Annotated in this window: 15 protein-coding genes; 8 read left to right on the forward strand and 7 right to left on the reverse strand. The window is 30.0% G+C overall.

The window, feature by feature from the left end; genetic code table 11:
- Positions 1-48: 48 nt before the first annotated feature.
- Together N2251_RS10345 and N2251_RS10350 are read left to right on the forward strand one after the other, a co-directional pair.
- Entirely contained in the window at positions 49-774 is a 726-nt protein-coding gene (locus N2251_RS10345) for a tRNA-uridine aminocarboxypropyltransferase (protein ID WP_260586650.1), read from the forward strand.
- Between the two features lie 82 nt (positions 775-856).
- Entirely contained in the window at positions 857-1,228 is a 372-nt protein-coding gene (locus N2251_RS10350; RefSeq protein ID WP_260586651.1) for a hypothetical protein, read from the forward strand.
- Here N2251_RS10350 and N2251_RS10355 read toward each other — a convergent pair.
- The 3 genes from N2251_RS10355 to holA form a co-directional block, all read right to left on the reverse strand.
- A complete protein-coding gene (locus tag N2251_RS10355; protein ID WP_260586652.1) occupies positions 1,225-1,677 on the reverse strand; it encodes a DUF1569 domain-containing protein in 453 nt (150 codons plus the stop codon). The two genes, N2251_RS10350 and N2251_RS10355, sit on opposite strands and share 4 nt — an antisense overlap.
- Positions 1,678-1,680: 3 nt before the next feature.
- Positions 1,681-2,346: a DUF8737 domain-containing protein gene (locus tag N2251_RS10360; RefSeq protein ID WP_260586653.1), complete on the reverse strand. Its 666-nt coding sequence runs from the start codon at positions 2,344-2,346 to the stop codon at positions 1,681-1,683.
- 276 nt (positions 2,347-2,622) lie between these two features.
- Positions 2,623-3,624, reverse strand: a complete 1,002-nt coding sequence (gene holA, locus N2251_RS10365) for a DNA polymerase III subunit delta (RefSeq protein ID WP_260586654.1) — start codon at positions 3,622-3,624, stop codon at positions 2,623-2,625.
- Between the two features lie 103 nt (positions 3,625-3,727).
- Between holA and N2251_RS10370 the strand changes: the two genes are divergently transcribed.
- Together N2251_RS10370 and N2251_RS10375 are read left to right on the forward strand one after the other, a co-directional pair.
- Entirely contained in the window at positions 3,728-4,171 is a 444-nt protein-coding gene (locus N2251_RS10370) for a type I restriction enzyme HsdR N-terminal domain-containing protein (protein WP_260586655.1), read from the forward strand.
- A gap of 234 nt (positions 4,172-4,405) precedes the next feature.
- Positions 4,406-5,404, forward strand: coding sequence for a glycosyltransferase family 2 protein (locus tag N2251_RS10375; RefSeq protein WP_260586656.1), 999 nt, complete (start codon positions 4,406-4,408; stop codon positions 5,402-5,404).
- 401 nt (positions 5,405-5,805) lie between these two features.
- Here the strand turns inward: N2251_RS10375 and N2251_RS10380 are convergent, their stop codons facing one another.
- Both N2251_RS10380 and N2251_RS10385 read right to left on the reverse strand, forming a co-directional pair.
- Complete coding sequence (locus tag N2251_RS10380; RefSeq protein ID WP_260586657.1) at positions 5,806-6,426, reverse strand: L-threonylcarbamoyladenylate synthase; 621 nt, start codon at positions 6,424-6,426, stop codon at positions 5,806-5,808.
- 3 nt (positions 6,427-6,429) lie between these two features.
- Positions 6,430-6,927 carry an IS1096 element passenger TnpR family protein gene (locus N2251_RS10385; RefSeq protein ID WP_260586658.1) on the reverse strand — a complete coding sequence of 166 codons (498 nt, stop codon included), beginning with the start codon at positions 6,925-6,927 and terminating at the stop codon, positions 6,430-6,432.
- Between the two features lie 55 nt (positions 6,928-6,982).
- Between N2251_RS10385 and N2251_RS10390 the strand changes: the two genes are divergently transcribed.
- The 4 genes from N2251_RS10390 to N2251_RS10405 all read left to right on the forward strand — a co-directional run bounded on the left by N2251_RS10390 (position 6,983) and on the right by N2251_RS10405 (position 9,531).
- On the forward strand, positions 6,983-7,399 hold the full coding sequence (locus N2251_RS10390; RefSeq protein WP_260586659.1) for a PaaI family thioesterase: 417 nt from the start codon (positions 6,983-6,985) through the stop codon (positions 7,397-7,399).
- A complete protein-coding gene (locus N2251_RS10395) occupies positions 7,400-8,251 on the forward strand; it encodes an alpha/beta fold hydrolase (RefSeq protein ID WP_260586660.1) in 852 nt (283 codons plus the stop codon).
- The gene (locus N2251_RS10400; protein ID WP_260586661.1) at positions 8,248-9,294 is read left to right on the forward strand and encodes an isochorismate synthase; all 1,047 of its coding nucleotides are present in this window, start codon (positions 8,248-8,250) and stop codon (positions 9,292-9,294) included. Before N2251_RS10395 ends, N2251_RS10400 begins: the two co-directional genes overlap by 4 nt.
- A 102-nt stretch (positions 9,295-9,396) precedes the next feature.
- Positions 9,397-9,531 (forward strand): hypothetical protein, encoded by a 135-nt coding sequence (locus N2251_RS10405; RefSeq protein WP_260586662.1) that lies wholly within the window; start codon positions 9,397-9,399, stop codon positions 9,529-9,531.
- A 139-nt stretch (positions 9,532-9,670) separates the two neighbouring features.
- Here the strand turns inward: N2251_RS10405 and N2251_RS10410 are convergent, their stop codons facing one another.
- Positions 9,671-10,048 carry a PUR family DNA/RNA-binding protein gene (locus N2251_RS10410; RefSeq protein ID WP_260586663.1) on the reverse strand — a complete coding sequence of 126 codons (378 nt, stop codon included), beginning with the start codon at positions 10,046-10,048 and terminating at the stop codon, positions 9,671-9,673.
- Positions 10,049-10,129: 81 nt separating this feature from the next.
- Positions 10,130-11,884 (reverse strand): ABC transporter ATP-binding protein, encoded by a 1,755-nt coding sequence (locus N2251_RS10415; protein ID WP_260586664.1) that lies wholly within the window; start codon positions 11,882-11,884, stop codon positions 10,130-10,132.
- Between the last annotated feature and the right edge of the window lie 121 nt (positions 11,885-12,005).

Genomic DNA, 12,005 nt, shown 5'->3' on the forward strand with positions numbered 1-12,005 from the left:
TATAATTTATTACTAATTCTAGCCAATTAAAATAAACAGATATTCACCTTGCAAGTAGAAATAAAAAATCCACGAATAAAATGTTACAAATGTATGCGCCCTGCTAGCACATGTATTTGTAAACATCTTAATTCTTTTCATACCAATACTCGTTTTATTATTTTGATGCATCCGAAGGAATACCGAAAAGAAAAAAGCGGAACAGGGCATATTACGAATCTTCAACTTGAAAATTCAGAAATTATAGTTGGTGTCGATTTCACGAATAATAGCCGAGTAAATGAAATACTTGCTGATAAAGAAAATAATGCTTTCTTACTGTACCCAGGAAAAGATAATTTTAACTTCTCTACAAGAAAAAGTGCTGAAATAAATTATTTTATGGGTGATAATCCACACATTTTTATTCTTGATGGGACCTGGCCTTGCGCTCGTAAAATGCTTAAACTAAGTACCAATTTACAACAATTAAAAAGGGTCAGTTTTGATAATAAAATAAAATCGAAGTTTATTATTAAGCAACAACCAGCATCTCTTTGCCTTAGTACAATTGAGTCTGTTTACACCGTAATAAACTTACTTAACAAGAGTGATTTAGAACAATGCGATACAAAAAAAATTTTGCTTCCTTTCGAAAAAATGATAGACCATCAACTCGAATATGCGCTAAACCCAAATAACAAAAACTATGCTGCTACAGCAAATAAAGAGATGATTACCAAAAACATGTACAAGAAAAAAACGGAAAGAAGTGTTATTTTTGAACAAGAGTAGTTGTAAGTGCTAAAACTGTTATAAAAATATAACTCATAAAAGAATGTACCAGTAATTTTAAAAATACAACTACCAAATAATTATGAATGATATAGTTGCAAGCATCACAATGATTCTTATTTTAGGTTGCCACACGGCAGCTATTCTCATTGGCTATAAAAAGCAAAAAACTACTTTAATAATTTCTTATTTAAATGCAATTATTGTAGTTGGTTTCTTCATTTTTTGGATCATTGATAACCTTAACGTAAAACAACATAATTTCGGTTTTATAGAATTATCTGCAATAGGTATAGAAGTTTGTATTTTAATAGCAGCCCTTTATTCTATCAGCGGTTTTTATAGTAAAACCGTTGTGAAAGTGATCAATTATATTGGCTTCGGATTTCATTTTTTGTTTACAATAGGAATGTTGTATTTTATGTTAACATTTAAATTCGATACCCTTTTTTAAACACCAAATTGCGTTAAGTGATGTTCTAAATGTTTGTAAAAAGAATTATTCCATTCTTTAGTAGATAATTTACCAAAAGAGTGTGATTCTTTTCCATCGAAATATTGCTCGCCTAATTCTTGAGTTTTTATTATAAAGGTGATTAAACGCTTTTTTTCTGTTTCAAATTCTCGTTCATCAGTAATTATAAATTGCGGAGCAGTTCTTCCGTTTTTAGCAAAAGGTGTTTCATTTACTACCGCTTTTTTTACGAATGTTTTAAGCATCATTCTAACAAAAACATTTGGCCTTGGATGCTTGCTTGTATAAATCATTTCATAAGCAACACAACAATGCGCTAACATTTCAGCAACGCCCATTTTACCCCAACTAGGTTGACTTGTTGGTGTTAATTGCGCTATTCTATTAATTACTTCGTTCGTAATTTCTTTGTTAAAAATGTTTTTCATTTTTTATGATTTTTTTGCTAATAAAATAATATCTGAAATATGTGCATAAATTACAATCGGCACAATTACACCACCTAATAATATGGTAGGGAAATAAGTAATCGCAGTATTTGGAACCGTATACCCAAAGTTTTTATATAATAATTCTTGTGATAAAAATCCGTTTGTTAAAATGAAAAGAATAAAAATCAATCCTAAGACATTCCATCCTAATAAAAGTTTTTTATTTACGTTTCCGTATTTCATCCAAAGTAATAATAAAATAGATGTAATCCCCGGAATAATATCAAAATTCCAACCTTTAAAAGTCATTTCCATTGGTAATAATTCTCTTATTGCTAATTCAAACAACAATAATTCCACCGGAAAACGTACAATATGCACTGCGGTACTCCAACGAATATCTCTATTTTCATAAAACTTATTCCTAATTAAATATACGATAAAAAATGCTGGTGGCGCCATTACCAATGGGAAGGTAGAATATGTATCACCTTCTGTATAATGGTAAACTCCGTTATAGGCAAGTATGCAAATTAAAACTGACCAACCTATTATTATCGGTAAAGTTGTTTTTTTTAAGTTGTTCGATTTTACAAACGCAAGAATTATATAAGCTGTTATTAATAAAAACGAAATTGAAATATAAAGTGGTAAATCTGGTGTCATATTTTAATATTTATGTCAAAAATACTACAGCTATTTATAATAGAACTTGCCAATTGACAAGAAAGGGAAATTATATTGAGATAATACGCAATGAATAACATTTAGTTATTATGCGAATCTAAAACAAGTTCAGATTGACGGATATTTTTATAATTGATAACAGGTAATTATCTTTTTCGAAGTTTATCTTTCAAAGTCATTCCGTATTTATTTCTGAATCTTATCATTAAAAAAAAGCATAATGAAAAAACCTATTCGTGTTGATAAATGCGGTTTTTAATGCATTATTTTAAATAGTAATTCCTTTAAAATATCTCTATGTGATTGATTAGCTCCTACCCCTTTACTTTTTACATCTGCTTCACGTAATAAAGCGATTACTTGTGATACTTTTCGCATTGGATAATTTTTTGCAGCCGAGCTATAATCGTCTACAAAAAACGGATTCACACCTAAATTTTTAGCTACCGAACCTTTCGATTTATCTTTTAATCCATGATACATTAATAGTTGTGTAAAAAAACTATTTAACAATGAAATAGTCATTACTAACGGATTACTTTTCGGGTTTTGCGCAAAATAATTGATTATTCTATTTGCCTTAACCACATCTCTTTGCCCTATTGATTTACGTAACTCGAAATTATTAAAATCTTTAGAAATACCGATATTATCTTCAATATGCTTATCGGTTATAATGGTATCTTTTGGTAAAACAGAAGTTAATTTATCTAATTCGTTTGCTATTTTACTTAAATCAACTCCTAAAAACTCAACTAACATCTGAGATGCTTTAGGTTCTATATTGTATTTTTTTCCACTTAAAACTCTACGAATCCAATCAGAAACTTGATTTTCATATAATTTCTTACTCTCGTAAATCAATCCATTTTTAGCAATTGCTTTATAGGCTTTTTTACGTTTATCTAACTTTTTGTATTTATAATTAAAAACCAAAACTGTAGTTGGTTGCGGATTTGTAGCATAAGCCTCAATCTTATCAATAGTACGACTTAAATCTTGTGCTTCTTTTACAATAATCACCTGGCGATCTGCCATCATCGGGTATCGTTTTGCTGACGAAATAATTTCATCAATAGAAACATCACGACCATACATTACTACTTGATTAAATCCTTTCTCAGACTCATCAAGTACATTTTTTTCTATATAATCAGAAATTTTATCGATATAATAAGGCTCCTCACCCATTAAGAAATAAACAGGCTTTATGTTTCCTCCTTTTATATCAGCTATAATATTTTTAATTTCGTTCATAACTTTAAGTAAGGTATTACTTGGAAGAAAATAATACAATCTTTAACTTAAGTTTGCCACGCTTTGCTCGCAATGACTTTCTATTTTTACATATATTTGAAACATGCAAAAATTGAATCTTCCCAACTATACATTCAAGCTCAAAAGTAACGAAAATAAGACGCTTATTTTTGATAAATGGAGAAAAAAATACTTGGTATTAACTCCAGAAGAATGGGTACGTCAACATTTTGTACAGTTTTTAATTGATGAAAAAAAATATCCTGTTTCGTTAATTGCTCTTGAAAAACAACTCACCATAAACAACTTAAAAAAACGTACTGATATTGTTATTTTCTCTTCGGATGGAACGCCAAATATTATTGTAGAATGCAAGGCTCCGAAAATTAAAATAGCACAAGATACTTTCGATCAAATTGCACGCTATAATTTAAAATTAGATGCCAATTACTTAGTTGTTACCAACGGATTACAGCATTATTTTTGCAAGCTCGATAAAGAAAATGAAACCTATATATTTTTAGAAGATATTCCTGATTATAAATAAACAATGACTTTACATCATTTTTGAAGAATGTAAAAGTATTTCGAATTAGTTCTCGATACAAAACTCTAAAAAAAGAGTTTTACTCGAACTGACAAATATTAATAACAAACTATAACTTCTAGTAGTTTTTGAAGAATGAAAAATGTATCGAAAAGTCTTACTTATTAATTCTCTATAAAAATAATTTCACTCGATCTTACAAAAAACAAGAACATAAACTGTAAATTCGCTCTCTTGAAAACAGCAATCGTTATATTAAATTGGAATGGTAAAAAATTGTTAGAACAGTTTTTACCATCGATCGTAAATTTCAGCTCGCAAGAAGCCGAAGTTTATGTAGCCGACAATGCTTCTACTGATGATTCTATTGAATTTATCAAGCAAAATTATCCTACTGTAAAAATTGTAAAAAACAGTATTAACGGCGGTTATGCAAAAGGGTATAATGATGCTTTACAACATATTGATGCCGATATTTATTGTTTAGTAAATTCAGATATTGAAGTTACTAAAAACTGGTTAACACCTATTTTAACTACTTTTAAAACAGCTCCAAACACAGCTATTATTCAGCCTAAAATTTTAGACTTTAAAGACAAATCGAAATTTGAATATGCGGGTGCTGGTGGCGGATTTATAGATTTATATGGCTATCCGTATTGTCGCGGGCGTATTTTTAATCATTTAGAAACCGATAACGGACAATTTAACGATACGACTGATATTTTTTGGGCTTCGGGGGCTTGTTTATTTATTCGCTCTGAGGTGTATCATAAACTAAATGGCTTTGATGAAGATTATTTTGCGCATCAAGAAGAAATCGATTTATGTTGGCGTGCAAAAAACGAAGGTTTTAACATAAAGTATGTGGGGGATTCAACAGTATATCATGTTGGCGGAGCTACATTAGAAGCTATCAACCCTAAAAAAACATACTTAAACTTTAGAAACAGCTTACTAAACGTTGTTAAAAACGTACCTAGAAAATGGTTTTTGTTCGTTGTTTTTTCTCGTTTGATCTTAGACGGAATTGCTGGCGTAAAATTCTTAACAGAGTTAAAACCTCAACACACAATTGCTATCGTAAAAGCGCATTTTAGTTTCTATGCAAACTTCTTTAAGTTTTTAGGAAAAAGAAAAAAGCTACAAAAAAAAGCGGATTACAACAAACATACTTCTGTTGTTTGGCAATGTTATGCACTGGGAAGAACTACCTTTAACAAACTGAAATAGCTCTTTTTTACTGTTTTTTTTTAATGGTTCCTAGGTATTGAATACATCAACCTAAATATTTTTTAAACTTATTTAATAAACAGTTGTGATTCACAGGATGTGATTTCGAAATAAATTCGGAATGACGTTAACAAATAAAATCCTGACTAAAAAAACATGTTCTATGTTCTTTTTCTTTCTTTGAAATTTTTATACTCTTGAATCCGTAAAACTGAACTTGTTTCAGGTTCACATAATACAGGCATTCAATATCAAAAGTAAATTAAGAGTGACGTTTACGATACTCGAAAATTCATAAAAAGAGGTAGCCCCGATTGTAGCATTTGTTTGAGCTCCTCGCAGAGAGCGAGTGCGGAAAGCGGGAAATAGCTTCAAATAATATATGTAATTGAAAAAAATATTTACAGAATATCTAAACTTCCTTTTCCTTCACGGATTACTTCTGGTAAATGGTTTGTTAAATCGATAACTGTAGAGGCGAAATTATCTCCGAAACCACCATCTACAACAACATCAACGATGTTTTGCCACTTCTCGAAAATCAATTCAGGGTCGGTAGTATATTCTATAACCTCATCTTCATCGTGAATAGATGTTGAAACTATTGGGTTACCTAAAGCTTCTACAATTGCTATAGCAATTGCATTATCTGGCACGCGAATACCTACGGTTTTACGCTTTTTAAATACTTTTGGTAATGAATTACTTCCGGGTAAAATAAAAGTATATGGCCCTGGCAACGCCCTTTTTAAAATTTTATAAGTAGCCGTGTCAATTTGTTTTACATAGTCTGATAAATGACTTAGATTGTTACAAACAAACGAGAAGTTAGACTTCTCTAACTTCACGCCTTTTATCTTTGCTATTTTTTCTAATGCTTTTGTATTGGTGATATCACAGCCTAATCCATAAACAGTATCTGTTGGATAAATTACCAAACCACCATTTTGTAAAACTTTTACAATTTTAGCTATTTCTTTGGGGTTCGGGTTGTCGTTATACAGTTTTATGAATTGTGCCATGCCTTAAAATTTATCAAAATCGAAATCGTCTATATTTTCAAAGCCAGGATAATCATCAGTAAACTCATCATCTAAATCATCAGGAATATCTGCCTTAAATTCTTTTTCTGGTGCTTCATCAGGTATTTCTCCTACTGTTAGGATAATTTTAGATTCGGTAACTACTTCGTCTGATTGCTCTACAACTTCTACATAAAACGTCCACATTTGTAAAAAATCATACACATATATCAGTTTATCATTTATATTTGGTAGTGTTTCCTTTAAAATACAAGTAGCCATTGAAGCTTCTTCTCCTGCTTCTGCCATATCAAATAACGGAATCTCCTCTCCTTGGTTCCAATCTTCATCGGTACGATAAAAAGAAGCCATTTCTTGTCCGTTAAAACCAAACGATTTAGCGATATCGAAATGTAAATCTTCTAATGATTTTACTTCATTAACCACTAATGTTCTAATTACATCTTTTTTGGTATCTAATATTACACGTACTTTATACATTCTATCATTTTTAGTCGGCACAAAAATACGTATTTTTGACTAAAAATTTTAGTAAATGAATAAGCAAGAATCTCTCGATATACTTAACAGCTACAACAAAGACACTTTAATGGAAACTCTTAAAATTGAGTTCGTTAATGTTGGTGCTGATTTTTTAACTGCAAAAATGCCTGTAAATTCAAAAGTACACCAACCTTATGGAATTTTACACGGCGGTGCAACAGCTGCTTTGGCCGAAACTGTTGGTAGTTCTGCTTCTGCTTTTTTCTTAAATGATAAAAGTAAAATCGTAAAAGGGATTGAATTGAGTATTAATCACCTAAAAAGTAAAAGAGAAGGAGAAGTTTTTGCTACTGCGAAATCAATTCACCAAGGAAGAACAACGCATTTATGGGAAGTTAAAATTGTAGATGAAGAGGATAATTTAATTTCTCTATGTAAAATAACTAACATAGTTTTAGACAAAAAATAAATGAGATTATTTAAGAAAATTTTTAAAATTATAGTGCTATTTTTCTTTTTAGCACTTGTAATTATATATTTCTTATTCTCTAGTTTCTCTGCACCAAAATCTGACAAAAAAGTAATTAGTAAGTTTATTAATAGTAGTATAAAACCTACAATAACACACGAAACCTTTGCTTCTTATAAATTCAGAAAACTAACCATACAAAAAGATACTACATTGCCTACATTGGTTTTTGTTCATGGAACCATTGGTTCATCTACCGATTTTATTGAGTATATGACTGATAGTTTGCTGTTAACTAAAACAAATATGGTTTCTTATGACAGAATTGGTTACAATTATAAAGATGCCAATTCGGTACAAGAAAGCATTGCTTTTGAGCGTAATATGCTACACGATATTATTAAAAACTTACATCCTAAAAAAACAATTTTAGTCGGCTATTCTTATGGCGGACCAATTGCTTTAGCTGTAAAAAAAGAGGTAAAGAAAGTTATTTTACTAGCTCCTGCAGTTTATAGTAAAGTAGAACCGATGCCTTGGGCTATTAATTTTTACAAATGGAACGTAACGCGTTGGTTGATTCCTGCGATTTGGAAAGAGGCTTCTAAAGAGAAAATATCACATAAAAAAGATTTACAGCATTTTGAAAGCAACTGGAAATCTTCTCCTAATAAAATTTTAAGTATTCACGGAACCAATGATTGGATTGTTCCTAATGAAAATTCTTTATTCTTACAAAATCAATTTCCTAAAGAGCAGTTCGAATTAACTACTCTTGATAATGCAGGACATGGATTAATATGGAGCAACTTTAAAGAAATTAAACAACAATTACTAAATCAATTAGATTGACTATATTTTTAAGCATAGAAAAAGCTCTCGAAAGCAAGCTTCCTTTTGTCGTTTATCGAAAACCAAATACTACATTATTAAAAGGATGGTTTCAAAAAAACGATAATTTATATACTTCGAAAGAGTATACCGAAAGCGGATTTATATTTGCGCCTTTTGATGATAAAAATGCGGCTATTTTACTTCCTAAAGAACATTCTCTTTTTCAGGAAGAAGAAGCCTTATTTAAGATTGATTTAAGTGATGAAAATAATTTTGAGCCTGATTATTCATCAGAAAAAACACATATCCATTTAGTTGAAAAAGGTATTAAAGCGATTGATGAAAATCAATTTAAAAAAGTTGTTTTATCAAGAAAAGAAGAAGTAAAACTTACCGATTTTAACGCTATTAAAACATTTAAAAAGCTACTTGCAAACTACCCAAATGCGTTTACTTATATATGGTTTCATCCGAAAGTTGGAATGTGGCTAGGTGCAACGCCAGAAACTTTAGTTCAAATTAAAGATAACAATTTTAAAACAATGTCTTTAGCAGGAACACAAGTTTTTAATAACACAACCAATGTTTCTTGGTCTCCAAAAGAAATTGAAGAACAACAATTTGTAACCGATTATATAACAGATAAACTTATAAGTATTTGTAATAAAACAGCAAAAGAAACTGTAGAAACTATAAAAGCAGGAAATTTATTACACTTAAGAACTTTAATTTCTGGAGAAATGAATTCAGAAAATTCGACTTTAATAAAAAAACTACATCCCACTCCGGCTGTTTGCGGATTGCCTTTAGAAACCTCTAAAGCCTTTATTTTAAAAAACGAAAACTATAACCGAAGTTATTATACTGGTTTTTTAGGCGAATTGAATTTAAAAATTGATACCAAAAACACTTCTGAACTTTTTGTGAACCTTAGGTGTATGGAAATTAAAAACAGCTCAGCTTTTATTTTTATTGGTGGCGGAATTACCAAAGAAAGCAACCCTAAAAGTGAATGGAAAGAAACTATTGCGAAAACAAAAACAATGAAAAAAATATTATAGAGGAAAAACACTCTGTAAAAAAAATATTTTCCTTGTATTTAAACTTACCAATTGACAATAACCATATAATCAACTATATTTAAGCTCATTAAAATTGGTTATATGAGAGAAAAATTACTTAAAAAAAACAATCTTTACTATAAACTTAATAGTAAAGTTGGTAGAATCTTAACACAAGAACAACTAATTGAAACAACATCTAAAACAAGCAACAAAACAAGAGAGCTTGTTAATTAGCATTGTAAAAAATAAAAAGCACCAACCTTTAACAGTTAGTGCTCTTATGTGTAAATTGAATTTGAATTGATTTTTTTAGCTTTAACTTAAATGCAAACTATAGTTTGTATTTAGGTTTTTGCTTACAGTTATCTTCTGCTTAAATATCGTCGAAAGAAACGTCTGTAAAACTTTCAGCTGAAGCTACTTCTTGCTCTTCACCTGCTGTTTCTTCTTCTTTTTTGTAATCTTTTTGGTGACGTTCACTTATTACTTCAGATCCTTTTTCGTTTACAATAAAATCAGTCGCTTTATTTAGCATCTCTTTAAAGTCAGAAAAATCTTCTTTATATAAGTAAATTTTATGCTTTTGATAATGAAAAGAACCATCATCATGGGTGAATTTTTTACTCTCGGTTACTGTTAAGTAATAGTCATCTGCTTTTGTAGATCTTACGTCAAAAAAATAGGTTCTTCTTCCTGCTCTTAAAACTTGTGAAAAAATTTCTTCTTGCTCTACTCTCTCTCTCTCACTCATAATTCGTTTCTTAAATAATAATTGTTTACTTAAAATTGCTCAACAAATCTAACAAAATAATTGACTTGGCAATACGAAACCTTACATTTCTTTTTCTAAAAGTTGCTGTTCGTACAGCTCTTTATAATAACCTGCTGTTTCTATTAATTGATTATGAACACCTTGCTGAATAATCTTACCTTCATCTAAAATAATAATTTTGTCCGCGTTTTTTGCTGATGAAACTCTGTGACTAATAATAATTGTAGTTTTATCGCTTGATACTTTTTCTAAATTTGAAAGAATTTGTTCTTCGGTTTCTGTATCAACTGCAGACAAACAATCATCAAATATTAAAATTTTAGGATTCTTTATAATAGCTCTTGCAATAGAAGTTCGTTGCTTTTGTCCTCCCGACAAAGTAACACCTCTCTCACCTAAAATAGTTTTATAACCTTCTTTAAAATCGACTATATTATCATGAATCATCGCATTTTTTGCCGCTGCTATAATTTCTTCCTCAGAAGCACCTTCCTTCCCGAACTTTATATTATTCTGAATCGTATCAGAAAACAAAAACGGATCTTGAGGTACAAAACCTATTTGACTTCTTACATCATACAAATTACAATCCTTAATATTTTTACCATCAATTATAACTTCTCCTTCATTCACGTCATATAAACGAGAAATCAAATTAATAATGGTTGATTTACCACTTCCTGTTTTTCCTAAAATAGCTAGAGTCTCTCCTTTTTTAATTACTAAGCTCACTTTATTTAAAGCTGTAATATTAGTATCTTCATACGTTAAAGACACATCTTTAAATTCAATCTCTCCTTCAACTTTCGTCGTTACATCTGTATTATTTACAATCTCTGGAATCTCTTCTAAAAACTCATTAATTCGTTGTTGCGAAGCTTCGGCTTGCTGCACCATAGAAGTTACCCAACCAACTACCGCTACAGGCCAAGTAAGAATGTTTACATACATTACAAATGCCCCAATTGCTCCTAGTTGAATTTCGCCTGCGATGTATTGTTTACCACCAACATACAATACAATAATATTACTTAACCCAATTAATAAAATCATCAAAGGAAAAAATAAAGCTTGAATTTTATACAACTCTATGTTCTTTTCCTTGCTCTGATCTGCTATTTCATCAAACGACGCAATCACCTCTTGTTCTATCGCATAGGATTTCACCACATTAATTCCCGAGAAAAACTCTTGATTAAATGTTGTTAATTTTGATAAATATTGTTGAACAACTGTACTTCGTTTATTAATTTGTTTACTTAACACAAAAATAGAAACCGACAGAATAGGAAACGGAATCATCGTATATAATGTAAGCTTTGGTGAAATGGCATACATTTGAGAAAACCCAATTGCTAGAGACACCAACATGTTTAAAGAATACATAATTGCTGGTCCAAAATACATACGAACCTTAGAAACGTCTTCACTAATACGATTCATTAAATCACCCGTTCTATTCTTCTTATAAAAGTTAATAGATAAGCGTTGATATTGCTGATAAATTTCATTTTTCAGGTCAAATTCTATCATTCTCGACATTACAATAATTGTTTGTCGCATTAAAAAAGTAAAAAATCCTCCCAATAAAGTTACTCCGATAATAAGTAATATATTATTTAGTAAAACCGATTTTACCACCGACAAATCTGTTACTTTACCTAACTGATAATCTTCAACGACATTTAAAGAATCACCAACAAAATCGGGAATTTTAAGTGTTAAAATCTTTGCTAATACTGTAATTAAGACTCCTAATAATAATCTCCATTTATATTTTATAAAGTATTTATTAAGATATTTTAATGAATTCAATGTGAAAAATGTTTTTTTAGTTAAAATTCAGGGCTAATAACCCTTTGTTGTTAAAGATAACACAATTAAGACCACTTTTTTTGCTTATGTTTTAACGATTTCTTACTTTTGTACTCGAATT

This window comes from Tenacibaculum haliotis (assembly GCF_025215075.1).
In the GTDB taxonomy this organism is placed as follows: Bacteria; Bacteroidota; Bacteroidia; order Flavobacteriales; family Flavobacteriaceae; genus Polaribacter; species Polaribacter haliotis_B.